Raw genomic sequence first — 25,050 nt, forward strand, 5'->3', positions numbered from 1 at the left:
TCAGGCACCCGACAATACCCGCAACGCGGCAGATGCCAGAAAGCCGGAACGGCTCTTCTGTTCCGGGTGCGTTTTCACGTAGTCATCGATGCGCTGCAACAAGTGCTCAGGCAACGTTGCATTGAAACGGACGGACTTTCCCAGGTAAGGCGTGATATCGAAGTCGACTACAGCCCATACACCGCCCGCATAGTCCGGGTTACTCAAGTGAGCATCAATCGGTCGGCCTTGAGGCAACGTCTCACCGTCAGCCACCAGCGCGTCGAAGTGCAGCGCCAGCGCCTCCTGCACATTGTCCAGAGCGTCCTCGACCGTTTCCCCTGCGCTGAAGCAACCAGGTACATCGGGAACGGTTACGCCGTAGTCGGAGTCGGGGTCTTTGTGAATGACTATCGGGATCTTCACGGAGTCCTCCTGGGGAAACATGCTGGGGACTACTCCAGCTCATCTGAGGCCAGCGGCCCTGAGTATGCTGTGCAGCGTTCCGGTGGCTATCTGGATTTTAGGGTGCGGGACGGTGACCCTTCCCGGCTTCACTGGATGCTTGAAATGGTGGTGGCTCCCACGAACGCCTATCAACAGCCACCCATCCGCCTCAAGCAGGGTAATGACTTCCCTGCTGCGCATGTTATCAAGCGCCTCCGCTAAGTGTGTACCGTACACATCAATGCACTGGAGGCAAAGATTTTATACGCATGGCACACACGATGAAGTCAGCCGCCGCGTAACCCACCGTGCAACGCTTCCGAAGGCAGAAACAAAAAAGGCCCACCGTCAGGTGAGCCTTTTCGTTACGCAATCAGAATCAGAAGATGCTGATTGGGTACTCAACGAAGATGCGCAGTTCGTTGCCGTCGTCGTTGTAGCCGTTTTCACGCACGCTATCCGAAGTACGCAGGAACGAGCTGCGAACTTTCAGGCTCAGGTCCTTGGCAGGGCCTTCCTGTACGACGTACTTGAACTGGTTGAAGATTTCACGCTCGGTGCCTTCACCGAAACCGTGGGTGTTGATGTTGTCACCGCGAACGTAGGCAACGCTGTAGGTCAGACCCGGTACGCCGAAGGCGCCGAAGTCCAGGCCGTAGCCGATCTGCCAGGAACGCTCGTCTTCAGCGTTGAAGTCGGACCAGTAGGAGTTGGCCAGGTAGATGGTCGAACCACCGTCACCCACGCCGCCTTTGTCCTGGTACCAGCCGTACTGGTAGCCGGTGCTGCCGGTGCTGCGCTGGTGAGCGACGGTCACCGAGTGCGGGCCGAAAGCGTAGGTAGCCGCCAGGCTCCAGATGGTGTTGCTGTCGCCAGTCAGCTTGGCTTTCTGGACGTACTCTTTGTCGATGTCCGACTTGTAGCCGTTGAAGTCCAGGGTCAGGGACTGATCCTTGGCAATGGCGTGGACGTAGTTGACGCCCAGGTAGTGCTTCTTCAGCACGTCTTCAACATCGGAGGTGTACAGCGAGGCGGTCAGGTTCGGCAGGAACTTGTAGGAACCGCCGAAGACGTTGATCGACTTCAGAGCAGTGTCACGGTCTTCGCCGCTCTTGCGAGCTTCGCGGGTGAAGCGACCGGCGTTCAGCTCCAGGCCTTCGATTTCCTTGGAGTTGATCGAGGTGCCGGTGAAGCTTTCAGGCAGCAGACGCGCGTCGTCGTGTTGCAGCACTGGCAGCGAAGGCATCTGGTCGCCGTACTTCAGCACGGTGTTGGAAACGCGGAACTTGACCGCTGCACCGCCACGGGAGATGTCGTGCGGGGAGTTCTTGCTGGTTTCGCCACGCTGGAAGAAGTCGATGCCGGGAGCGTCGTTGTGGCCGCTACCGCCGTCCAGACGCACGCCGTACAGGCCGAAGGCATCAACGCCGACGCCGACGGTGCCCTGGGTGAAGCCGGAGTTGTACTTGGCGATGAAGCCTTGGCCCCACTGCATCTGATCGTTGTTGTCGTGTTTCTTGTCACGCTTGATGTAAGCGTTGCGCAGCAGCAGCGAGGCGCTGCTGTCTTCGACGAAGCCCTTGGAGGCGGCCTGGTCGTTGGCCATTGCCTGAGTGGCGGCCATAAGCCCCAGTGCGAGCAGACTGATCCTGGTTTTCAACATCTTGTTTTCCTTATTACGTGATGGATACGCGCTGCAGCCAAACGCCAGAACCACGCCCCCTGCGTGGGTTGACGCTCACGGACTGGAAATAAAAAGCCCGCGTGCGATTGATCGCAGCGGGCCTTTTATTTTTGAGTCTTGGCCGATGGGCCTACAGGCGTTGGGCCGAATCCTAGCCGCGCCCGGAACGGCATGTCAAAAAATCGTGAAGGAATGATGTCAAATTTCATGTTTCTCGCCGTTTTAGCTGCGAATTCCTCCCATTGCGCAGCGGATTGTGCTGTTAAAAATCGCTGAAACTGCCCGTTTGGACAGGCTTTATCGAAGTGCTGAAAAGTTTCACCAAAGACACATCTAGATACAAATAACCGGAATTGGCGAGACTAAAGAGTTAACGTTTGCAAATGCCAAGCATTATCATTCGCGCGCTTCTCAACCTCTAAAAACCATCCGGATACCTCCCTTACATGCCTGCCCCTTGCCGCCTTTCTCCTTTGTCCCTGGGCCTTTCCCTGTTATTCGGCTCTGGCCTCGCCGTGGCTGCCAGCACTACGCTGCCGGAGCTGTCGGTCACCGCCGACAGCGACCGCGAGCGTGATGATCCGCGGGTCAAGGAGGTCACCACGGCCACCCGCACCTCGACCCCGGTGCGCTACGTGCCGCAGGCCATCGACTCGCTGAAGACCAGCAACGTGCTGGATTACGGGACCAACGACCTCGGCAAGGCGCTTAGCGGCATTCCCAACGTCAGCAGCGGCGCCGACACCCGCTTCGACAGCGTGCGGATTCGCGGCTTCGACGCGAGCAACGACTTCTATCTGGACGGTATCCGCGACGACAGCCAGTACGTTCGCGACCTGCACAACATCGAACGGGTCGAGGTGCTCAAGGGCCCGGCGGCCGTGCTGTACGGCCGTGGCAGCCAGGGCGGCATCATCAACCGGGTGAGCAAGGCCCCGGAAGCCGGTCGCCGCTCCAGCATCGAAGCCCAGGGCGGCAGCGAAGACATGCGCAGCCTGTACGCCGACCTCAGCGCTGATCCGTCGGACACCATCAGCCTGCGGCTGAACATGGGCAATGTTGACAACAACAGCTTCCGCGACGGTATCGATGGCAACCGCCAGTTGTTCGCCCCGTCGATGAGCTGGCAGCTGACCCCGGACCTGAACTGGCTGGTGCAGTACGAGTACAACCGCTACAACCGCACACCGGATCGCGGCATCCCCGGTAACCCGCTGACCGGCCGCCCGGTGGACGTCAGCCGCGACACCACTTACGGCGACACCCATCGGGACTACATCGACGACAAGATCGAGTCGCTGCGCTCGCGCCTGAACTATCAGTTGAACGAGAACTGGCAACTGCGCCACACCCTCGGCCTGATCACCCTGGACAGCGACTTCGAAAACACCTACCTGTCCGGCTACACCCCGGCCACCGGCCTGGTCACCCGCCAGCGCTGGCAGCAGGACCTGAACACCCGCAACCTGTTCAACAACCTGGAAGCCGAAGGCCGCTTCGATACGTTCGGCCTCGAGCACACCTTGCTCGTCGGCCTGGAGCTGGGTGAGCAGCGACGCAATTCGCTGCTGCACACTGCACAAGCCGTCAGCGCAGGCGGCCAGGCCGTGCCGTCGCTCGACGTCTACAACCCCAACCGCGACCTGCAGCACACTGGCCGGATGGTGGTTTCGAGCAACAACCACACCGACGTCAGCAGCCGCGGCCTGTACCTGCAGGACCAGATTCGCCTTAACGATCAATGGCAAGTTCTAGCCGGTCTGCGTTTCGACCGCTTCGAAGTCGAGACCACCAGCAAGGTCACCGGCAGGAATGAAAAGCAGGACAGCAACAGCACCAGCCCGCGTCTGGGCGTGGTCTACACACCGTGGAAAGAGCACTCGTTCTACGCCTCCTGGAGCAAAACCTTCTCGCCAGTCGGCGGCGGCCTGATCGGCATCACTCCAGGTGCGGCGGGCAACACCAACGAGGTGGGCCCCGAGCACACCAAACAGAAAGAAGTCGGGGTCAAGAGCGACTGGCTGGACGAGCGCCTGAGCACCACCCTGGCGGTGTATGAGCTGGAACTGGCCAACCGTCGCAACCTCGATCCGCTGGACCGTAACCGGGTGATCCTCACCGGCCTGCAACGCTCGCGCGGTATCGAACTGACCGCCAGCGGCAAGCTGGGTGGCAACTGGTATGTGCGTGGCGGCATTGGTGTGCAGGACGCCACCATCGTCGACGACAGCGAAGGCAACGACGGCAACCGCATTGCCGATGTGGCCAAGCGCAACGCCAGCGTGTTCCTGACCTGGAAACCGGAAATGGGCTGGTACGCCGAGACCGGCCTGACCCTGGTTGGCCAGCGCTATGCCGATACCCGCAACACCATCGTCCTGCCGGGCTATGGCACCTGGGATGCCCTGGCCGGCTACCGAACCAAGGACTGGGACCTGCGCGCGGCGCTGAGCAATATCGCCGACAAGACCTATTACGCATCGGGAACCAGCGCGTCGCAGATCCAGTTTGGCGATCCGCGTAGCCTGGTGGTGACCGGGACTTACAGCTTCTGACAGATCAATGAAAAAGGGCGGCACCGTTAACCGGTGCCGCCCTTTTCTCTTTCAACCGTCGCCCCATCAGCCGTGCCAGATACCCACCAGAGCATCGAGCTCCGCATCGGTAATCAGGCCTGCTGGGTAGCGTTCTACCAGCATGCGCCGTGGATCGGTCTTCCTGACCCGGGTTGGTCCATTGTGTTTCAACCACCGCGCCAATACCTGGAGCGCTTCGTGGTTCATCACTGTCGGGTGCGAAGCCAACTCACGTGCTGCATTCATTTCACACGTACTCCCCCAGAGGCGTGAGCGGCTACCTTACTCAAGCTTTATGACAGATCCGTGCGGTGTATGACCGCCCGTCTACTTCATAACACCTGAATCAAATACAAGAGCTGTGCCATCCGGGGGCGCCGGTCGTCGTCCGACCAATAAAAAAGCCCGTCACAGGACGGGCTTTTTTTTGACGTCAGATCAACGAGTTGCGGGTGCAGGCTGCTGCTGGGTCAGGCAGTGAATGTTGCCGCCGCCGAGCAGCAACTCGCGACCGGGCACCATGACGACCTTATGATCCGGGAACAGGCGCGCCAGGATCGCTCTAGCTTCGGCATCCGCCGGATCGTTGAAGCTCGGGGCGATGATGCCGCCGTTGACGATCAGGAAGTTCACATAGGAACCGGCCAGACGCGAGGCCGGGCTGCGCTCCTGGCTGCCGGCGACCGGATCGACGCCATCGCACTCTTCCTCGGTGGCGAACATCGGACCCGGAATCGGCATTTTGTGCACCACGAACGTGCGTCCCTTGGCATCGCGCTGGCTTTCCAGCACCGCCATGGCAGCGCGGCAGCGCGCGTAGTTGGGGTCATTGGAATCATCGGTCCAGGCCAGTAACACTTCGCCCGGTCTGACGTAACAGCAGAAGTTGTCGACGTGGCCGTCGGTTTCATCGTTGTACAGGCCATCCGGCAGCCAGACGATGGTGTCCACGGCGAGGTTCTCGCGCAGGATTTCTTCGATCTGCTCGCGGTTCAGGTGCGGGTTGCGGTTGGCGTTGAGCAGGCATTCTTCGGTGGTGATCAGGGTGCCTTCGCCATCGACGTGGATCGAGCCGCCTTCGAGGACGAAGCCTTCGGTGACGTAGCGCGCGTTGCGCTCGATGCCGAGGATCTTGCCGGCCACTTGCTCGTCACGGTTCCAGGGGGCGTACAGACCACCAAGGAAACCGCCCCAGGCGTTGAAGCCCCAATCCACGCCGCGCACATCGCCGTTGTCGTTGATGACGAAGGTCGGCCCGGTGTCGCGGACCCAGGCGTCATCGTTGCTGATTTCCACCACGCGGATGTTCGGCTCATCGGCCAGGCGCGCGAGGGCGTTCTCGTACTGGCCGGCGGAAACGCCGACGGTCACCGGCTCGAAGCGAGCGATGGCCTTGGCCACGGCAACGTGCGCGGCCTGCGCCGGCTTACCGCCCAGACGCCAGTTGTCCGGACGCTCCGGCCAGATCATCCAGACCTGGGTTTGTGGCGCCCATTCGGCGGGCATGTGGAAGCCATCGGCACGGGGGGTAGAGGTCAAAGTCTTCATGGTCGAACCTGGGTTGTGCCCGGGGCGGGCCGGTGGTTGTACAAAAAGGGTGAGTAATCAGTGATTGCCTTTATAGCCGATAAATATCTGCATTAGAAGTGACAAATAAAATACTCCGACCAATAAAAAGCCGGTTAATTCGATAACAATCGAATTGACCGGCTTTTGACGTTTCAACGCTTACAGGTCTTCCGACAGCACCTTGGCCACGCTGTCGACGAAGAAGTCCACGCTTTCGCGGGTCGTGCACATCGGCGGCTTGATCTTCAGGATGTTCAGGTAGTCGCCGGTCGGCTGCATGAAAATGCCCAGGTCACGCAGGCGATTGCACAGGGCAGCGGTTTCTTCGGTGGCCGGTTCCAGGGTTTGCGGGTCACGCACCAGTTCCAGGCCGAGGTAGAACCCGGACCCATGCACCGCGCCTGCCAGCGGATATTCATCGATCAACGCCTGCAAGCGCGCCTTGAAGTAGCCGCCAACCTCCCGGGCTTTTTCCCACAGCCCTTCTTCCTCCATCACGTCGAGCACGGCCATGCCTATCCGGCAACTGACCGGACTGCCGCCTGCGGAGGAGAAGAAATAGCCCTCGGCTTCCAGCGCCTCGGCGATTTCCCGGCGGGTGATCACCGCGCCCAACGGCTGGCCGTTACCCATGCCTTTGGCCATGGTGATGATGTCCGGCACCACGCCCTGCTCTTCGAAGCCCCAGAACCATTCACCCATGCGCCCATAACCGACCTGCACTTCATCGGCGATGCACACCCCGCCGCGCTCGCGCACGCGGCTGTAGACCTGCTCCAGGTAACCGGCTGGCAGCGGAATGCCACCCGCGTTGCCGTATACCGGCTCGCAGATGAAACCGGCGAGCTGGCGACCGGTGGCATCGACCTGCTCCAGAACACTGTCCACATCGCTCACATAATCAGCCGTGCTGTCGGCACCGCGGTACTTGCCGCGATAGGTGTTCGGCGCCGTCACCGGATGCACCCATTCCGGCCGCGTGCTCAGCGCCTGCGGGTTATCGGCGATAGAGGTGGACACCGCGTCGGCGGCCACCGACCAGCCGTGGTACGCCTCGAGCACGCTGAGCATGTCGCGCCCGCCGCTGTAGGCCCACGCCAGACGAATGGCCAGGTCGTTGGCCTCGGTGCCGCTGTTGACCAGGAACACCCGGTCCATGCCCTTGGGCGCCAGCGCCAGCAGGCGTTCGGAAAACTCGGCGATGGCCGCGTAGTGGAAGCGCGAGTTGGTATTGAGCAACGACCATTGCCGCGCCGCCTCGCTGACCATACGCGGGTGGCCGTGGCCGAGCACCGCGACGTTGTTGAGCATGTCCAGGTAGGAGCGGCCTTGCAGGTCGATCAGGTAGTTGCGCCAGCCGCGTTCGATCTGCGGCGGTTGCTGGTAATAGTGCTTCTGCGAGCGGGCGAAGCTGGCCTCGCGACGCGCCAGCAGAGCCTGGGCATCGCTCAGCGGCGCGGCATCGCAGTCGAAGCCGAGCAGCGCCGCCGGTGACGGGCACAGCACCCGCCACGCCTGCGCGCGGGACGGTACGACAAAGGCCGGCGGACGCAGCCCCGGCACCCGGCACAACTGCACGGTGACGATTGCGGCGCTCTGCGCCAGTAACTGGCCTTGCTCGATCACTTGGCCATCGGCCGGACCCGTGCCCATCCCCGACAGCCAGAGCGTGACTTGACCGCCCTCCAGACTGCCACTGCCCGCAACGTCTTCACGCCAGGTGCCGGCAAACGGCGCCCGCAATTCGCTGCCGGGCGTCAGGTGCAGTTCGACATGCAAGGCGAAGGTCTGCGGCTCTTGCGGGTTGTCGATATGGGTTCGCGACAGCCGATACTCGCCATACAGCGACGCCGCCGGGGCCGGGTGCTGACGCAGCAGTTGCTGATCGATACCCGGCGCCTCCCAGTTGCCGACGCTGAAATGCTCGCTGAGCACGCCCAGATCGACCCGTGCCACCGCCTGCTCGCGCGAGGCCGGGAGCAGGTTTGCGCAAGTGCTCAAGTCCGGCGCCGGCGGCGTGATCCCCGCCACCTGCAGAATCGCCGCCTCCATCAGGGCGAACGGCACGCTGTCGGCGACCTCGAAGATCTCCCACTCGTGCGCCAGGTTGTCACGGCTGTATTGATTCTCCGGATCGATGCTCACCTGCTGCTCGCCACTGAGCACCAGCACCGCGGCGCGGGCGACGATCAGCGGCCAAAGCGCCTTGAGTTCGGCCTCGGTCAGCGGGTTGACCGCGTGATAGGCCGCGACGGCGGGGAGAATCCGCAGCGGATCACCCTCGGCATGGTGCAGCAACGCCGCGCACGTCACCGACAGGTCGGCGATGCGCCAGGTGTGCAGCAGGTCACCGAAGTCGATCACCCCTTGCAGTTGCCATTGCCGGTCGGCATCGCGCTGCCAGACGGCATTGTCGTCGGTGATGTCGAGGTGCACGGCCTGCATCGGCAGGTCCGCCTGGATTTCAGCCAGGGCCTGCTGCGCCTGGGCGGCGGCGGACTGCACGCGTGCCTTGCGCGGCCCCTCGGCGAGTACCGGCAGCAGGTGCGCGATCAGCGCCTGGGCGTGTTGCGGGTCCCATTGCAGGGTGCGCGTCAGGCCTGGGTGGCTGAAGTCGGCCAGGGCCTGGTCGACCCGCGCGCACAGGGCGCCCAGTTCGGCCATCAGCCGCGATTCCATGTGCTTGAGGCGGGTCAGCGTCTGCCCGTCGATGTAGTCCAGCAGCCGTGCACGCACGGCCTGACCATCGATATCCAGCGACAACAACTGCTCACCCGAGGCCGCCACCTGCACCGCCGGCACCGGCACACCGCGCTCGCGCAGGTAGCCGAGGGCCGCGTGCTGGGCCTCCAGTTCCTGCGCCGAGTAGCTGCCGTGGCAAACTTTCAGCACATAACGGCCCTGGCCGGTGTCGAGGCGAAAGTTCAGATCCTGCTGGCTGCCCAGCGCCTGCAAGGTGCCCGCCAGTCCGTAGTGCTGATCGAGCAGGACGCGGGCCTGTTGCTCGCTGAGGGTGGGGCATGGTTGGCTTGCGCGGTGGATCAGGGTGCTGAGGGGCATCGCGGGGACCTCGGTTTTTTTACGTTATATCGCCATTCGCACTGCCATTACGCAAGTGGGGTGGTTAAAATTCCGCACAAATTACGAGGGTGTCGTTGAATAAACCGCAACAAAGCGGTTATCCAGCGCAATCTACTTGCACCGCTCCGCGCGTGCACACAAGCTGTGCACCTTTTTGCTTAATGTCAGTTATGGAAGAAAGGCAGCCAGACATGCGTATTCTCATCACCGGTGGAGCCGGTTTCATCGGCTCGGCGCTGGTGCGCCACCTGATCAACAACACCGACCACGAAGTGCTCAACCTGGACAAGTTGACCTACGCCGGCAACCTGGAGTCGTTGAACAGCATCGCGACCAACACCCGCTACGAGTTCGTCCAGGCCGACATCGTCGACCAGGCCGCCGTCAGCGCCATTCTCGAGCGCTTCCAGCCGCACGCGATCATGCACCTGGCCGCTGAATCCCATGTCGACCGTTCCATCGATGGTCCATCGGACTTCATCCAGACCAATATCGTCGGCACCTACAGCCTGCTGGAAGCCGCTCGCGCCTACTGGTCGAAATTGCCGACCGGCGAGCGTGAAGCGTTCCGCTTCCACCATATCTCCACAGACGAGGTGTACGGCGACCTGCATGGTGTCGATGACCTGTTCACCGAAACCACGCCTTATGCGCCAAGCTCGCCATACTCGGCCAGCAAGGCCGCGTCCGACCATCTGGTCCGCGCCTGGAACCGTACCTACGGCCTGCCGGTGCTGCTGACCAACTGCTCGAACAACTACGGCCCGTTCCACTTCCCGGAAAAACTCATTCCGCTGGTGATCCTCAACGCCCTGGCGGGCAAGTCGCTGCCGGTCTATGGCAATGGCCTGCAAGTCCGCGACTGGCTGTTCGTCGAAGACCACGCCCGCGCCCTGTTCAAGGTCGTGACAGAAGGTGTAATTGGCGAGACCTACAACATCGGCGGCCACAACGAACAGAAGAACATCGACGTCGTGCGCGGCATCTGCGCCCTGCTCGAAGAGCTGGCGCCGCAACGTCCGGAAGGTGTTGCCAACTATGCCGACCTGATCACCTTCGTCCAGGACCGTCCTGGCCACGATCAGCGCTACGCCATCGACGCCAGCAAGATTGAACGCGAACTGGGCTGGGTTCCCGAAGAAACCTTCGAAACCGGCCTGCGCAAGACCGTCCAGTGGTATCTGGATAACCTGGAATGGTGCCGCCACGTACAGGATGGCAGCTATCAAGGGCAACGCCTGGGCACCTCTGACTTCAAGGACCTGATTGCATGACCAAAGGTATCGTCCTGGCGGGCGGCTCCGGCACCCGCCTGCACCCCATCACCCTCGGTGTATCCAAGCAACTGCTGCCGATCTACGACAAACCGATGATCTACTACCCGATCTCGGTCCTGATGCTGGCTGGCATTCGCGAAATCCTGCTGATCTCCACCCCGCAGGATCTGCCGCAATACCGCCAGTTGCTGGGCGACGGCAGCCAGTTCGGCGTTGAGATCAGCTACGCCGAGCAACCGTCTCCGGACGGTCTGGCCCAGGCGTTCCTGATCGGTGAAGAGTTCATCGGCGACGACTCGGTGTGCCTGGTACTGGGCGACAACATCTTCCACGGTCAGGGCTTCACACCGCAGTTGCTCAAGGCTGCCAGCCATCCCGGCGGCGCTACGGTGTTCGGTTACTGGGTCAAGGACCCTGAGCGTTTCGGCGTGGTGGAATACGACGCCGAAGGCCGCGCCCTGTCGATCGAGGAAAAACCGGCCCAGCCGAAATCCAGCTACGCCGTCACCGGCCTGTACTTCTACGATAACGACGTCGTGAAGATCGCCAAGGCGGTCAAGCCATCGCCACGCGGCGAACTGGAAATCACCGACGTCAACAACGCCTACCTCAAGCGTGGCGATTTGCGCGTCGAGCGTCTTGGCCGCGGGTTTGCCTGGCTTGACACCGGTACTCACGACAGTCTGCTGGAAGCATCCCAGTACGTTCAGACCATTGAGCATCGCCAAGGCCTGAAAGTCGCCTGCCTTGAAGAAATCGCCTATCAGCAAGGCTGGATCACTAACGAGCAGTTGACCCGCCGCGCCGAAGCCTTGAGCAAAACCGGCTATGGTCAGTACCTCTATGGACTGATGAGCAAAGCAAAATGAACGTGATCGCCAGTACGCTTCCTGAAGTTCTGATCATTGAGCCGAAAGTCTTTGGAGATGCACGAGGTTTTTTCTACGAAAGCTTCAACGAGCGTGAATTTGCCGAGAAGACCGGCGTAGACGCTCACTTCGTCCAGGACAATCACTCACGCTCGCAAAAGGGCGTACTGCGCGGTCTGCATTACCAACTCGAACACACCCAAGGCAAGGTCGTGCGTGTCACGGCCGGCGAGGTGCTGGATGTCGCCGTCGATATCCGCCGCAGCTCGCCGAGCTTCGGGCGTTGGACCAGCATCCACCTTTCGGCGCAGAACAACCGCCAGTTGTGGATTCCGCCAGGCTTCGCCCACGGGTTCTACGTGCTGAGCGACTACGCCGAGTTCCTGTACAAGACCACCGATTACTACGTTCCCAGCGCCGAGCGCTGCATCCTCTGGAGCGACCCAACCCTGGCCATCGACTGGGAACTGGACGGCAAGCCACAACTCTCGGCCAAGGACCAGGAAGGCAAAGGGCTGCACGAGGCAGATCTGTTCCCGTGAACATCCTCGTCATTGGCCGTAACGGCCAGGTCGCCCAGGCCCTTCAGCACACGTTGGGCAAGCTTGGCCAGTTGCACGTCCTCGGCAGCGACCAGCTCGACCTCGCGCACCCGCAGCGGATTGCCGGCCAGGTTCGCGCCATCGCCCCCGACCTGATCATCAACGCCGCCGCGCACACGGCGGTGGACCAGGCCGAAAGCGAGCCGGAACTGGCCTTCGCGATCAACGCCACGGCGCCCGGCATCTTCGCTGAAGAAGCCGCGCGCCTCGGTGTTCCGCTGATCCACTACTCCACCGACTATGTCTTCGACGGCAGCAAGGCCGGGCCTTACACCGAAGACGACACGCCGAACCCGCTGGGTGTCTATGGGCACAGCAAGCTGGCCGGCGAACAGGCCATCGCCGCGGTGTGCGGTCAGCACCTGATCCTGCGTACCAGTTGGGTCTACTCGACCCACGGCCGCAACTTCCTGCTGACCATGCAGCGCCTGCTGCAAGAGAAGCCGGAACTGCGCATCGTCGCCGACCAGATCGGCGCGCCGACCTGGGCCGGGACCATCGCCGACAGCACCCGCCAGTTGATCGAGCGCTGGCAAGCCGGCCAGGCCCGCGCCTGGGGCGTCTACCACCTGACCGCGCAGGGTGAAACCTCGTGGTTCGGTTTTGCCCAGGCGATCAGCGAGCAGCTCAAGGCCCAGGGCAAGCCCTGCGCCAACCTGCTGCCGATTCCGTCCAGCGAGTACCCGACCCCGGCACGCCGGCCGTTGAACTCGCGCCTCGACTGCAGCCGCCTGCAACGCGAGTGGAACGTCAGTCAGCCGGACTGGCATCAGGCGCTGATCGACTGCCTGAAGTAGCGCATAATGCGCCAGATCTTTCTGGCGCTTTGTTGCGATGACCATGACCCCCAGCACTCCCCGCCGTCCCCGCTGGCGCAGCCTGGCCTTGTTGGCCCTGTGCCTGGCGCCGCTGCTCTGGCCACTCAAGCATCTGGCCGAACATTATTACCAGGAAGAGTTGGCCAGCCAGAACCGCCAGACCCTCGACCTCTACGTCGCCAACCTGCTGGGCATCCTGCACCGCTACGAAGCCCTGCCGCAGATCCTCGGCGACCTGCCGACCCTGCGCGCCGCGCTGGCCGATCCGTTCCGCCTGGAATACCTGACCAACGCCAACCGCCGGCTCAAGGAAATCAGCAGCCAGACCGGCGCCGAAGTCATCTACCTGATGGACGCCAAGGGCAACACCCTGGCCGCCTCCAACTGGGACAAGAAAGATAGCTTCATCGGCCGTAATTTCGCTTTCCGCCCCTATTTCAGCGAAGCCACCGCCGGGCGCCTGGGGCGCTTCTTCGGCCAGGGCACCACCTCGGCCAAGCGCGGCTACTTCTTCGGCGCGCCCGTGTGGCAAGGCGAGCAGGTCATCGGTGTGCTGGTGGTCAAGGTCGACCTGGACCACACCGAAACCCTGTGGGGCAAAAGCCCCGAACAATTGCTGCTGACCGACAGCAACGGCGTGGTGGTGCTGACCTCGCGCCCCGACTGGCGCTTCCGCGCCACCCGTCCGCTGACCGAGGAAGAACGTCAGGCGATCGCCGCGATCCAGCCCTACCCGACCCAGGAACCCAAGCCACTGAGCCTCAACCGCCAGGCCTGGCTGGTGCAGACCCGGCCGATCCCGGAGACCGGCTGGGAAGTGAACATCCTCGCTCCGCGGGCACTGGTGGACCGCTCGGTCAGCACGGTGCTGGCGGTCGGCGGCGCCACCCTGCTGGCGGTGATGCTGCTGGTCGGGCTGGTCATGCAGCGGCGCCGGCATTACATGGACCGCATCGACTTCGAAGCCCGCGCCCGTCACGACTCGGAAAAACGCGTGGCCGACCGCACCGCCGACCTCGAAGGCCTCAACAGCCGCCTGAAAAGCGAAGTACTGGAGCGTGAACAAGCCCAGCAAGAAGCCGCCCGCGCCCAGGACGAACTGGTCCAGGCCGGCAAGCTGTCGGTGCTCGGCACCATGTCGGCGAGCATCAGCCACGAACTCAACCAGCCGCTGGCGGCCATCCGCAGCTACGCCGAGAACGCCGAAGTGCTGCTCGACCACCAGCGCATCGACGACGCCCGCGGCAACCTCAAGCTGATCAACGAATTGACCGGGCGCATGGCCTCGATCATCGCCCATCTGCGCGCCTTCGCCCGTCGCGACCGCCACGCGCCGGAAAGCGTGGCCCTGCAACCGGCGCTGGACGACGCCTTGGCGCTGTTGGCCAAACGCCGCCGGGCGATGGCCGTCGAGCTGATCCGCGACCTGCCGGAAGCCACGTTCTGGGTGCAGGCCGGTGAAACCCGCCTGCGCCAGGTGCTCGGCAACCTGCTGGCCAATGCCCTCGACGCCCTGACCGAAAAGGCCAATCCCCGCAAACTGTGGATAAGTGCCGAGCGGCGCGAAGACTACGTCTACCTGACCATTCGCGACAACGGCCCAGGCTTCACCAGCCAGGCCATGGCCCGTGCCCGCGAACCGTTTTTCACCACCAAGACCCGCACCCAGGGCCTTGGTCTGGGCCTGGCGATCTGCGACACGCTGATGCGCGCGCTGGGCGGTGAGTTGCTGCTGGCCAACCACCCCGAGGGCGGCGCGCTGCTGACCCTGCAACTGCGCGTGGCCAAGCCCGGCGCCAATCTTCAGACTTCGGAGGACCCCTCGGCATGACCACCGAGACGCTGATCGACAGCCGCATCCAGGTAATCCTGGTCGACGACGACCCGCACCTGCGCCAGGCCCTGAGCCAGACCCTCGACCTCGCCGGCCTGCGCGTGCTGCCACTGAGTGACGCCCAGGGCCTGGCCCAACGCATCGAAGCCGACTGGCCGGGCGTGGTGGTCAGCGATATCCGCATGCCCGGCATCGACGGCCTGCAACTGCTGGAACAACTGCACGGCCAGGACCCGGAACTGCCGGTGCTGCTGATCACCGGCCACGGCGATGTGCCACTGGCGGTGCAGGCGATGCGCGCCGGCGCCTATGACTTCCTGGAAAAGCCCTTCGCCAGCGACGCCCTGCTCGACAGCGTGCGCCGTGCCCTGGCCCTGCGCCGCCTGGTGCTGGACAACCGCAGCCTGCGCCTGGCTCTGAGCGACCGCCACGAACTCAGTGCACGGCTGGTCGGCCAGTCGGCGCCGATCCTGCGGTTACGCGAGCAAATCGGCGCCCTCGCCGCGACCCGCGCCGACGTGCTGATCCTCGGTGAAACCGGCGCCGGCAAGGAAGTCGTGGCCCGCGCCCTGCACGACCTGTCCAGCCGCCGCGACGGTCCTTTCGTGGCGATAAACGCCGGCGCCCTGGCCGAGTCGGTGGTGGAAAGCGAGCTGTTCGGCCACGAGCCCGGCGCCTTCACCGGCGCGCAGAAACGCCGCATCGGCAAGTTCGAATTCGCCAACGGCGGCACGCTGTTCCTCGACGAAATCGAAAGCATGAGCCTGGATGTCCAGGTCAAATTGCTGCGCATGCTGCAGGAGCGCGTGCTGGAACGCCTCGGCGGTAACCAGCAGATTCCGCTGGATATCCGCGTCATCGCCGCGACCAAGGAAGACCTGCGCCAGTCCGCCGACCAGGGCCGCTTCCGCGCCGACCTCTACTACCGGCTCAACGTCGCGCCGCTGCGTATTCCGCCGCTGCGCGAGCGTGGCGACGACGTGCTCGTGCTGTTCCAGCACTTCGCCGATGGCGCCAGCGAGCGCCACGGCCTGCCACCGCACGCCTTGCAGCCGGCGCAGCGAGCCATGCTGCTGCGCCACGGCTGGCCGGGCAATGTGCGCGAGCTGCAGAACGCCGCCGAACGCTTCGCCCTCGGCCTGGAATTGGCGCTGGATGGCCAGGCCGAAAGCGCTGCCGCACCACTGGATCTGCCGCCGGCCAACGGCAACCTCAGTGAACAGGTCGAGCATTTCGAGCGCTCGCTGATCGCCGCGGAACTGGCGCGCACGCATAACTCCATGCGCAGCCTCGCCGAAGCCCTCGGCATCCCGCGCAAGACCTTGCACGACAAGCTGCGCAAACACGGCCTGAGCTTCGCCGACAGCAACGCCAGCGCCGCTGACGATCTGGAGGAAACCCGCTGATGAGCAGCGACAGCCACTATCTGGAAAGCGTCCTGCACCAGGACATCCCGCTGACCCGCGACATGGGCCTCAAGGTCCTCGACTGGCAACAGCAACGCCTGCGCCTGCACTTGCCGCTGGACGCCAACGTCAACCACAAGAGCACCATGTTCGGCGGCAGCCTGTACTGCGGCGCGGTGTTGGCGGGCTGGGGCTGGTTGCACCTGCGCTTGCGCGAGGCGGGGATCGATGACGGGCATATCGTCATTCAGGAGGGCCGGATCAGCTATCCACTGCCGGTGACCGGCGCGGCCATCGCGGTGTGCGAGGCGCCGGAGGAGAAGGTCTGGCAGCGTTTCGTCAGCACCTATCAGCGCTACGGCCGAGCACGCCTGAGCCTGCATACCCAGGTGTTCAACGAGAACAGTGAAGCGCCCGCCGTGGCATTCGACGGGCAGTACGTCCTACATCGCTGACGCCAGTGCTAGCAGCTTGCCACGCCACGGCGCGGCAGCGGGCAGGCCGAGGAAGAACGGGTTGAGCAGCGATTCGCGCGGCGGATAAACGAAGGCCTCGCCGTCCAGGCCGAGCACTTCACCGCCCGCCCCTTCCAGCACTCCTTGCGCGGCCGCGGTGTCCCACTGCGAGGTCGGCGCCAGCCGCGGGTAACAATCAGCGGCGCCTTCAGCCAGCAGGCAGAACTTCAGCGAGCTGCCGATATTGGCCAGTTCCAGCTCACCCAGCGCTTCGCCGAGGCCGGCCAGCAAACGCTCCTGCTCCGGGCTGGAATGGCGGCGGCTGGCAACCACGGTGAACGACTCACCCGCAGGCGGTGCCAGTCGCACCTGGATCGGCTGCACGCTGCCGTCGGCTTCTGCGCGCCAGGCGCCAAGGCCCTGGCCACCGTAGTAGCAACGGCCATTGACCGGCATCGCCACCACACCGAAGACCACCCGGCCCGCTTCGATCAGGGCGATGTTCACGGTGAACTCGTCGGTCCCGGCGATGAACTCCTTGGTGCCGTCCAGCGGATCCACCAGCCACCAGCGCTGCCAGCTTTTGCGATCTTCCAGAGCGATGTCACAGTCTTCCTCGGACAGCACCGGAATCTCCGGCGCCAGCGCCTGCAAGCCGGCGGCGATGACGTGGTGCGCGGCGAGGTCGGCAGCGGTAACCGGCGATTCATCAGCCTTGGCGGTGACCGCGACATTCGCCCGCCAGTACGGCAGGATCGCGGTGCCGGCGCGGCGCGCCAGCTCCACCACGTGGGGCATCAGCTCAAGGTCGTTCATGGCTGGAACACTCCGCGCTGGGTCAGCAGGTCGCGCACCAGATAGAGCGCCGCCAGCGCCCGGCCTTCGGAAAACTGTGGATGCTGGGCCAGCGCCGACAGCTCGCGCAGGCTGACACGATCGACACGCATCGGCTCCGGCTCATCGCCCGGGAGGTGTTCTTCATAGAGGTCGGTGGCCAGGACCACCTGGATCTTCTGGCTCATGTAGCCAGGAGACAGCGACAGCTCGGTGAGGTGTTCAAGCTGACGGGCGCCGAAGCCGGCTTCTTCCTTCAACTCGCGGTTGGCGGCCGCCAGCACGTCCTCGCCCGGCTCGATCAGGCCCTTGGGCAGGGACAGCTCATATTCGTCGGTGCCGCCGCAGTATTCCTCCACCAGCACGGCGTGCTCGCTGTCGAGCATCGCCACGATCATCACCGCGCCGTAGCCGTTGCCGCGCCCGACCAGCCGTTCGTAGGTGCGCTCGGTACCGTTGGAGAAGCGCAATTGCACGGCTTCGACACGGAACAGGCGGCTGCTGGCGACGATCTCGCGGGAAAGGACGGTGGGTTTCTGGCGCATGAGGGGGCGGCTCCTTGGCGGTAACGGGTTACTATACCGCCCACGATAGCCTGACCGAACGAGAATATTTCACATGCCTGCCCTCGCCTGGCGCGACATCGATACGGTCCTGTTGGATATGGATGGCACCTTGCTGGACCTCCATTACGACAACCACTTCTGGATGGAGCTGCTGCCCCAGCGCTACGCCGAGCACCACGGCATCAGCCGGGCCATGGCCGAGCTGGAAATCCAGCCGCTGTTCGAGCGCAACGCCGGATCGCTGAACTGGTATTGCCTGGATTTCTGGACCGCCGAACTCAAGCTGCCGATCCGCGAACTGAAGCAGCAAACCGCCAACCTGATCGCCCTGCGCCCGGACGCCGACACCTTCCTCGCCGCCCTGCGCGACGCCGGCAAACGGGTGATCCTGATCACCAACGCGCACCGTGACTCACTGTCGCTGAAACTGGAGCGAGTAGCCCTGGCGCCCTACTTCGAGCGCATGATCAGCTCCCACGACTACGGTTTCCCCAAGGAAAACCAGCAGTTCTGGACCGCCTTGCAAGCCGACACCGGCTTCGATCCGGCACGCAGCCTGTTTATCGATGACACCCTGGCGATCCTGCGCAGCGCCCGCACCTTCGGTGTCGCTCACCTGCTCGCCGTGCGTCAGCCAGACAGCCGCAAGCCTGCGCGCGATACCGAAGAATTCGCGGCGCAGGAGGATTACCGGGTTCTGTTGGAAGGACTGTGAATCTGCGGGCTTACTCTGGAATACGCAGCGTCTGCCCCGGATAGATCTTGTCCGGATGGCTCAACAGCGGCTTGTTGGCTTCGAAAATCTTGTTGTACAGGTTGGCGTTGCCGTAGACGGTCAGGGAGATGGCGCTGAGGGTGTCACCCTTCTTCACCACCACGAAGCGGGAAGCGGCGACAACCTGCCCGGTCACCGTGAGTTGATCATCGACGGAGGCCACGCCGGCAATATTGCCCAGCGCCAGCAGGATCTTCTCCTTCTCCTCCTGGCTGCTCACCTCGCCCTTCACCGTGACCTTGTCACCGTCCACCGTGGTCTCGATGTTCGGGTTGCCCAGCCCGACCTTGGCCACGTGATCCTTGAGTTGCTCGCTGGCATTGGCGTTACCCGGCGTCAGCAGGTCGATAAGTTTCTCGCCCGCTTCTTTCACGAAACTGAAAATGCTCATGCCACTCTCCTTGGTGATGAATCTCGGAGCAAGGAGTCTAGGTCAGGTTAGAATGCTTCGCCCGCCAGCCCCGAGACGACGATGGACATCAAACAGCTCAAGTTCCTCATCGCCCTGGATGAAACCCGTCACTTCGGCCAGGCCGCCGCGCTTTGCCACGTGACCCAGCCGACCCTGTCGATGCGCCTGCGCAACCTTGAGCGCGAGCTGGGGCTGGAACTGGTCAATCGCGGCCAGCGCTTCGAAGGCTTCACCGCACAGGGCGAACGGATCCTTGCCTGGGCGCGCTCGGTTCTCGCCGCCTACGACGGGCTGCAAGCCGAAGCCGCCGCCTGTCGCGGGCACCTCGCTGGCACGCTGCGGCTGGGAATGGTGCCGCTGTCGAGCTTCGATCCGCTGCCGCTGTTGCAGCGTCTGCACCGCCAGCATCCGGACCTGAGTTTCGAACTCAGCGCCCTCAGCTCCGAACAGATCCTCGAACAGCTCACCAGCAATCGCCTCGACCTGGGCCTGTCCTACCTGGAAAAACTCGACCACGAACGCTTCGAAGCGCTGCCACTGGGCGAGTCGCGCATGGGCCTGCTGTACGATCCGGCGCACTTCCGTTTCGATGATCAGGCACTGCACTGGGAAGCGCTGGCCGAGCTGCCGTTGGGCCTGCTCACTGCGGGCATGCACTTTCGCCAGTCGGTGGACTACAACTTCCACAGCCGCGGCCTGAATCCGCGCCTGCTGCTGCAGACTGACGCCGTCCATCAGTTGATCCAGGCCGTGCACGGCGGCCTGTGTTGCGCGGTGATGCCGTTGGGCACAGGGCTGGATGCGGTCACCGGCAAACTGCGCCTGCACCCCATCGAAGCGGCCTGCACCCTGGCCCCGCTGGGCCTGATCATGCGCCGCACAGCCCCGCGCTCGGCGCTCGCCGAAGCCTGCATGGCCGAATACCGAAAATTGCTCGAAGAGGCATGATCGACGGCCTCTATGGAGGCATCAGCAGAAGCGATTAGACGATACCCGAGCGTGGGCCTAGGCTTAAGACTGATTAGCCTGCGGGTATCTAATAATGAGCAGCAACCCTCCGGTCTGCGCGGCTTCCACGCTTCTGGACGCCCCAGCCGCCAGCGTGCGTTACGACTACAGCCAGCTCGAAGACAACGCTCCCGCCAGCGCCGACCTCGCCGAAGAGGTAGCCCTGGCCATCGCCTACAACGGCATCAGCCAGGCGGTCATGCTGGTGAGCCCTACCGATCTGGAAGACTTCGTCGTCGGCTTCAGCATCGGCAGCGGCATCGTCGAGCACATCGACGACATCTACGATGTGAAACTCGCCGGCAACGGTTCGGCCCTGCACGCGCAGGTGGAAATCGCCAGCCGCGCCTTCTGGAACCTCAAGACTCAACGCCGGCAGATGGCCGGCACCAGCGGCTGCGGCCTGTGCGGCGTGGAAGCCGTTGAACAGGCACTACCCGACCTCAAGGCCTTGCCCGGCGCACCACTGCCACCCGCCGAGTGGCTGGCCGGCCTGCGCCAGCGCATCAACGCGTTCCAGCCGCTGGGCCAGCACTGCGGCGCGGTGCATGCCGCGCTGTTCATGGATGCCCACGGCGAATTGCTGATGGGTCGCGAAGATATCGGCCGGCACAACGCCCTCGACAAGCTGATCGGGGCCCTGCTGCGCCAGCGCATCGACACCACCGGCGGCCTCGCCGTGGTCACCAGCCGCTGCAGCCTGGAACTGATCCAGAAAGTCCTGCGCGCCGGCATCCAGACCCTGGTCAGCCTGTCCTCGCCCACCGGCCTGGCGCTGCAATGGGCCCGCCGGCACAACCTGAACCTCATCCACCTGCCACAACACAGTGCGCCGAGGGTCTACAGCCCTGCACGGGAGAATCGATCGTGAGCCTGCATCATCAAGCCGACCAGAAACCCGTCCCGCGCTATAAACCCTACAACGGCGCTGCCGGTGGCTGGGGTGCGCTGCGCAGTGTGGCGCAGGCCTGGATTGGCAGCGATAACGCGCTGAAGAACATCCGCGCCCTGCTCAAGACCAACCAGAACGGCGGCTTCGACTGCCCCGGCTGCGCCTGGGGTGACTCGCCGGAAAGCGGCATGGTCAAGTTCTGCGAGAACGGCGCCAAGGCGGTGAACTGGGAGGCGACCAAGCGCCGCGTCGACAAATCGTTCTTCGCCCGCCACAGCATCAGCTCGCTGCTCAGCCAGAGCGATTACTGGCTCGAATACCAGGGCCGACTGACCGAGCCGATGGCCTATGACCCGGCCAGCGACCGCTACAAACCGATTTCCTGGGATGAGGCCTTCGCCGTCATCGCCCGTCACCTCAATGCGCTGGAAAGCCCCGATCAGGCCGAGTTCTATACCTCGGGCCGGGCCAGTAACGAAGCCGCCTACCTGTACCAGTTGTTCGTTCGTGCCTTTGGCACCAACAACTTCCCGGACTGCTCGAACATGTGCCACGAAGCCAGCGGCGTGGCTTTGGGCCAGAGCGTCGGCGTCGGCAAGGGCACTGTGACCTTCGATGATTTCGAACACGCCGATGCGCTGTTCGTCTGGGGTCAGAACCCCGGCACCAACCACCCGCGGATGCTCGAACCGCTGCGCGAAGCGGTGAAACGCGGCGCCCAGGTGGTCTGCGTCAACCCGCTCAAGGAACGTGGCCTGGAACGCTTCCAGCACCCGCAGCACCCGATCGAGATGCTCACCAACGGCGACCGCCCGACCAACACCGCCTACTTCCGTCCGGCCTTGGGCGGCGACATGGCGATGATGCGCGGCATGGCCAAGTTCCTCCTGCAGTGGGAACGCGAAGCCCAGGCCAGCGGCGCCGAACCGGTGTTCGACCACGCTTTCATCGCCGAGCACACCGCCACCGTGGATGATTACCTGGCGATGGTGGACGCCACCTCGTGGGAACAGATTGTGTCGCAGTCAGGACTGCCCCTGGCCGATATCGAACAGGCCGCGCGCATGTACGCACGGGCCAGGAAGGTCATCATGTGCTGGGCCATGGGCATCACCCAGCACCGCCATTCGGTGGCGACCATCCAGGAAATCGCCAACCTGATGCTGCTGCGCGGCAACCTCGGCCAGCCGGGCGCCGGCCTGTGCCCGGTGCGCGGTCACAGCAACGTGCAGGGCGACCGCACCATGGGCATCAACGAGCGCCCGCCTGTGACCTTGCTGGACTCGCTGGAGCGTCGTTTCGGCTTCAAGGTGCCGCGCCACAACGGCCACAACACCGTCGAAGCCATCCACGCCATGCTCGAAGGCAAGGCCAGGGTCTTCATCGGTCTGGGCGGCAACTTCGCCCAGGCCACCCCCGACACCGAGCGCACCGCCCAAGCGCTGCGCAACTGCGACCTGACCGTGCAGATCAGCACCAAGCTCAACCGCAGCCACCTGATTCACGGCAAGGAAGCGCTGATCCTGCCGTGCCTCGGCCGCACCGACATCGACCAGCAGGGCGAAGGCCCGCAGGCGGTGACCGTGGAAGACTCGTTCAGCATGGTCCACGCCTCCAACGGCCAGTTGCAGCCGCTGTCGCGGCAGATGCGCTCGGAGCCGGCGGTGGTCGCCGGGATCGCTGCGGCGACCCTGGGCAGCCATCCGGTGGACTGGAACTGGCTGATCGCTGACTACGCGCGTATCCGCGACCTGATTGCCCAGACCATTCCCGGTTTCGACCAGTTCAACGAACGCCTGCTCAACCCCGGGGGTTTCTACCTGGGTAACAGCGCCGGGCAGCGCATCTGGAAGACCGCCACGGGCAAGGCCAACTTCAAGGCCAATCGCCTGCCCGACGACCTGCTGCACGAAGGCGTGCGCGCCACTGGCCAGGTCCCGGACCTGATCATGCAATCGATGCGCTCCCACGATCAGTACAACACCACCATCTACGGCCTGGATGACCGTTACCGTGGGGTCAGGGGCCAGCGTGACGTACTGTTCGCCAACGAAGCCGACATCATCCGCCTGGGCTTCAACCCGGGCGACAAGGCCGACATCGTCTCGCTGTGGGGCGACGGGCTGGAGCGTCGGGTCAAGGGCTTCACCCTGCTGGCGTTCGACATCCCGGCGGGTCAGGCAGCGGCGTACTACCCGGAAGTGAACCCGCTGGTGCCGCTGGAAAGCGTAGGGGATGGGAGCCATACACCGACGTCGAAGTTTGTGGCGATTCAGTTGCAGCGGGCCAGCGCGGAAGCGCGGATTATCTGATCCCCCTTTGTGGCCCTATCACTGCGGTATCTACACATCTCTTGGTTCTATGAAGCCCATGAGGCGTCAGTCTGGATACCGTGTAATGGCGACCAGGCGCTAGCCGGCAGTTTTTCAGCGCTCTCAAGATCGAGCGCCGCCCGCGCGGCGCATCGCGAGCAAGCTCGCTCCTACATCGGTTGCAACGTACCCATGCCTGTCAGGCCATGGTTGACCGTCTTGGTGGTTCGACTCGGTTTCGGGGCTGATGCCTCAGCCCCCACTGCACTTTCCAGCCATGCGCCAAGGCTGGCAACGCCGATCCCACAGGCCATGGCACGTTGCAACCGATGTAGGAGCGAGCTTGCTCGCGATGCGCCGCGCGGGCGGCGCTCGATCTTGAGAGCGCTAGAAAACTTCCGGCTAGCGCCTGGTCGCCATTACTCGGTCTTTTGACAAGCGCCTTCCAACCACCACATAACCGAAAGATGTATAGATACCCATGCAGCGATAACGCCCCAAAAGGCCACCACCCAACACCCATAAAAAAAGGCCCTGACATCACTGTCAGGGCCCCGTTCAAGTAGCGTATGACCCACGAAAACACGATAAGTTTCACCCAAAAAACAACAACTTAGAAATATGTGTTGCAGTCGTGTTACTCGTCGGATTTACGTTGTCAGCCACACCTCAAGGAACGCAGGATCGCCGCGTCATCCCTTTGAGGCTCTCGTATGAAGTACTCCTCGATTCTCGTGTTGTCCCTCAGCCTGCTCAGTGGCGTTGCCAGTGCAGGCGGCACCACCGAAGCCGGTATTGGCGGCGCATTGGGTGGGGTATTGGGCTCGGTGGTCGGTCAGTCGATCGGTGGCAGCACCGGCTCGGCGATCGGCGCAGGCCTCGGTGGCGCGGCCGGTAGTGCCGTCGGCGCCGACAAGCGCAGCCGCGGCGAAGCCGCCATCGGCGGCGCCCTGGGCGCAGCAGGCGGCAACGTGGTGGGCCGCAGCATGGGCGGCAACACCGGCAGCCTGATCGGTGCCGCCGCCGGCGGTGGCGCGGGCGGTGCGCTGGGCAACTACATGGGCAACAAGGCCGATGAAGACGACCGTCGCTACAACGACCGCGGTCGTGGCTACGATCGCCGCTATGTGCATGACCGCGGTCATCACTACGGCCATCGCAAGCACAAGCGCCACTGGCGCCATTGATTGATGCCTGCGTATTGCGCCTCTCTCCCGGGAGGCGCAATACGGAAAGCCCCCACACTCCTTGCACCATTGGCTTATCAAGCCAAACGCCATCACACTTTTGGCTTACGCCATACACCTACGTCTTCCGCCTCTCCTAAGCCACGCCCGAATCTTACAGTGCGCGGCCCCTAAAGCGTTTCAGCCAATAATCCTGTCCACATGGTCAGCGCACGCTCCTTGTGTTTTGCCAAGGCACGCCCGTGACTGACCAGTCGGATTAAGGGGCGTCCCGATTTTGACGTCAAATGACTACCGCTACCATGCGAAGCCTTTCAAAGGACAGCAGGCTTAAGGGATGCGGATGTACTTGGGAATCGGGATAGGAATCGCCCTCTGCGCCAGTGGCATGTTCTTCGGCCAGCCCTGGGCGAATATCGCCGGGCTACTGCTGATCGCCCTGGCCGCCGCGCTCTGGGGGCCGCGCA

Annotated in this window: 22 protein-coding genes; 13 read left to right on the top strand and 9 right to left on the bottom strand. The window is 63.5% G+C overall.

Annotation, left to right across the window (positions count from 1 at the left end; all coding sequences use genetic code 11):
* From DM374_RS23480 to DM374_RS23490, 3 genes are all read right to left on the bottom strand, one after another.
* Complete coding sequence (locus tag DM374_RS23480; protein ID WP_110972061.1) at nucleotides 1–405, bottom strand: type II toxin-antitoxin system HicB family antitoxin; 405 nt, start codon at nucleotides 403–405, stop codon at nucleotides 1–3.
* Between the two features lie 39 nt (nucleotides 406–444).
* Complete coding sequence (locus tag DM374_RS23485) at nucleotides 445–627, bottom strand: type II toxin-antitoxin system HicA family toxin (protein ID WP_110972022.1); 183 nt, start codon at nucleotides 625–627, stop codon at nucleotides 445–447.
* Nucleotides 628–805: 178 nt separating this feature from the next.
* Nucleotides 806–2,089: an OprD family porin gene (locus DM374_RS23490; protein ID WP_110972023.1), complete on the bottom strand. Its 1,284-nt coding sequence runs from the start codon at nucleotides 2,087–2,089 to the stop codon at nucleotides 806–808.
* Nucleotides 2,090–2,556: 467 nt separating this feature from the next.
* Here DM374_RS23490 and DM374_RS23495 point away from each other — a divergent pair, with 467 nt between their 5' ends.
* Nucleotides 2,557–4,665 (top strand): TonB-dependent receptor, encoded by a 2,109-nt coding sequence (locus DM374_RS23495; RefSeq protein ID WP_110972024.1) that lies wholly within the window; start codon nucleotides 2,557–2,559, stop codon nucleotides 4,663–4,665.
* 66 nt (nucleotides 4,666–4,731) lie between these two features.
* Here the strand turns inward: DM374_RS23495 and DM374_RS23500 are convergent, their stop codons facing one another.
* The 3 genes from DM374_RS23500 to DM374_RS23510 form a co-directional block, all read right to left on the bottom strand.
* The gene (locus tag DM374_RS23500) at nucleotides 4,732–4,932 is read right to left on the bottom strand and encodes a hypothetical protein (protein ID WP_110972025.1); all 201 of its coding nucleotides are present in this window, start codon (nucleotides 4,930–4,932) and stop codon (nucleotides 4,732–4,734) included.
* Between the two features lie 192 nt (nucleotides 4,933–5,124).
* A complete protein-coding gene (gene aguA / locus DM374_RS23505; protein WP_110972026.1) occupies nucleotides 5,125–6,234 on the bottom strand; it encodes an agmatine deiminase in 1,110 nt (369 codons plus the stop codon).
* 180 nt (nucleotides 6,235–6,414) lie between these two features.
* Nucleotides 6,415–9,315 carry an aminotransferase gene (locus DM374_RS23510; protein ID WP_110972027.1) on the bottom strand — a complete coding sequence of 967 codons (2,901 nt, stop codon included), beginning with the start codon at nucleotides 9,313–9,315 and terminating at the stop codon, nucleotides 6,415–6,417.
* Nucleotides 9,316–9,527: 212 nt separating this feature from the next.
* Between DM374_RS23510 and rfbB the strand changes: the two genes are divergently transcribed.
* From rfbB to DM374_RS23545, 7 genes are read left to right on the top strand one after another with little or no spacing between them, the layout of a single operon-like run.
* Nucleotides 9,528–10,610 carry a dTDP-glucose 4,6-dehydratase gene (rfbB, locus tag DM374_RS23515; RefSeq protein ID WP_110972028.1) on the top strand — a complete coding sequence of 361 codons (1,083 nt, stop codon included), beginning with the start codon at nucleotides 9,528–9,530 and terminating at the stop codon, nucleotides 10,608–10,610.
* On the top strand, nucleotides 10,607–11,482 hold the full coding sequence (rfbA, locus tag DM374_RS23520; RefSeq protein WP_110972029.1) for a glucose-1-phosphate thymidylyltransferase RfbA: 876 nt from the start codon (nucleotides 10,607–10,609) through the stop codon (nucleotides 11,480–11,482). The genes rfbB and rfbA overlap by 4 nt, the downstream gene beginning before the upstream one ends.
* Nucleotides 11,479–12,024 carry a dTDP-4-dehydrorhamnose 3,5-epimerase gene (gene rfbC, locus DM374_RS23525; RefSeq protein WP_110972030.1) on the top strand — a complete coding sequence of 182 codons (546 nt, stop codon included), beginning with the start codon at nucleotides 11,479–11,481 and terminating at the stop codon, nucleotides 12,022–12,024. Before rfbA ends, rfbC begins: the two co-directional genes overlap by 4 nt.
* The gene (gene rfbD / locus DM374_RS23530) at nucleotides 12,021–12,881 is read left to right on the top strand and encodes a dTDP-4-dehydrorhamnose reductase (RefSeq protein WP_110972031.1); all 861 of its coding nucleotides are present in this window, start codon (nucleotides 12,021–12,023) and stop codon (nucleotides 12,879–12,881) included. The genes rfbC and rfbD overlap by 4 nt, the downstream gene beginning before the upstream one ends.
* 37 nt (nucleotides 12,882–12,918) lie before the next feature.
* The gene (locus DM374_RS23535; protein WP_110972032.1) at nucleotides 12,919–14,733 is read left to right on the top strand and encodes a sensor histidine kinase; all 1,815 of its coding nucleotides are present in this window, start codon (nucleotides 12,919–12,921) and stop codon (nucleotides 14,731–14,733) included.
* A complete protein-coding gene (locus DM374_RS23540; RefSeq protein ID WP_110972033.1) occupies nucleotides 14,730–16,142 on the top strand; it encodes a sigma-54-dependent transcriptional regulator in 1,413 nt (470 codons plus the stop codon). Before DM374_RS23535 ends, DM374_RS23540 begins: the two co-directional genes overlap by 4 nt.
* A complete protein-coding gene (locus DM374_RS23545; RefSeq protein ID WP_110972034.1) occupies nucleotides 16,142–16,597 on the top strand; it encodes a YiiD C-terminal domain-containing protein in 456 nt (151 codons plus the stop codon). Before DM374_RS23540 ends, DM374_RS23545 begins: the two co-directional genes overlap by 1 nt.
* Here DM374_RS23545 and cysQ read toward each other — a convergent pair.
* Together cysQ and nudE are read right to left on the bottom strand one after the other, a co-directional pair.
* Nucleotides 16,586–17,413, bottom strand: a complete 828-nt coding sequence (cysQ, locus tag DM374_RS23550) for a 3'(2'),5'-bisphosphate nucleotidase CysQ (RefSeq protein WP_110972035.1) — start codon at nucleotides 17,411–17,413, stop codon at nucleotides 16,586–16,588. The genes DM374_RS23545 and cysQ overlap by 12 nt on opposite strands.
* Entirely contained in the window at nucleotides 17,410–17,976 is a 567-nt protein-coding gene (gene nudE, locus DM374_RS23555) for an ADP compounds hydrolase NudE (protein ID WP_110972036.1), read from the bottom strand. The genes cysQ and nudE overlap by 4 nt, the downstream gene beginning before the upstream one ends.
* 73 nt (nucleotides 17,977–18,049) lie before the next feature.
* Here nudE and yrfG point away from each other — a divergent pair, with 73 nt between their 5' ends.
* Nucleotides 18,050–18,712: a GMP/IMP nucleotidase gene (gene yrfG / locus DM374_RS23560; RefSeq protein WP_110972037.1), complete on the top strand. Its 663-nt coding sequence runs from the start codon at nucleotides 18,050–18,052 to the stop codon at nucleotides 18,710–18,712.
* Between the two features lie 10 nt (nucleotides 18,713–18,722).
* On the opposite strand, the gene lysM is transcribed toward yrfG, so the two are convergent.
* Complete coding sequence (gene lysM / locus DM374_RS23565) at nucleotides 18,723–19,163, bottom strand: peptidoglycan-binding protein LysM (protein WP_095159493.1); 441 nt, start codon at nucleotides 19,161–19,163, stop codon at nucleotides 18,723–18,725.
* 81 nt (nucleotides 19,164–19,244) lie between these two features.
* On the opposite strand from lysM, the gene DM374_RS23570 reads away from it, so the two are divergent.
* From DM374_RS23570 to DM374_RS23585, 4 genes are all read left to right on the top strand, one after another.
* Nucleotides 19,245–20,132, top strand: a complete 888-nt coding sequence (locus tag DM374_RS23570; protein WP_110972038.1) for a LysR family transcriptional regulator — start codon at nucleotides 19,245–19,247, stop codon at nucleotides 20,130–20,132.
* Nucleotides 20,133–20,226: 94 nt separating this feature from the next.
* Complete coding sequence (gene fdhD, locus DM374_RS23575; protein ID WP_110972039.1) at nucleotides 20,227–21,063, top strand: formate dehydrogenase accessory sulfurtransferase FdhD; 837 nt, start codon at nucleotides 20,227–20,229, stop codon at nucleotides 21,061–21,063.
* Nucleotides 21,060–23,396 (top strand): FdhF/YdeP family oxidoreductase, encoded by a 2,337-nt coding sequence (locus tag DM374_RS23580; protein WP_110972040.1) that lies wholly within the window; start codon nucleotides 21,060–21,062, stop codon nucleotides 23,394–23,396. The genes fdhD and DM374_RS23580 overlap by 4 nt, the downstream gene beginning before the upstream one ends.
* A 713-nt stretch (nucleotides 23,397–24,109) precedes the next feature.
* Nucleotides 24,110–24,583 carry a YMGG-like glycine zipper-containing protein gene (locus DM374_RS23585; RefSeq protein WP_110972041.1) on the top strand — a complete coding sequence of 158 codons (474 nt, stop codon included), beginning with the start codon at nucleotides 24,110–24,112 and terminating at the stop codon, nucleotides 24,581–24,583.
* The last annotated feature ends 467 nt before the right edge of the window (nucleotides 24,584–25,050 follow it).

It is taken from the genome of Pseudomonas huaxiensis (genome assembly GCF_003231275.1).
Taxonomy (GTDB): domain Bacteria; phylum Pseudomonadota; class Gammaproteobacteria; order Pseudomonadales; family Pseudomonadaceae; genus Aquipseudomonas; species Aquipseudomonas huaxiensis.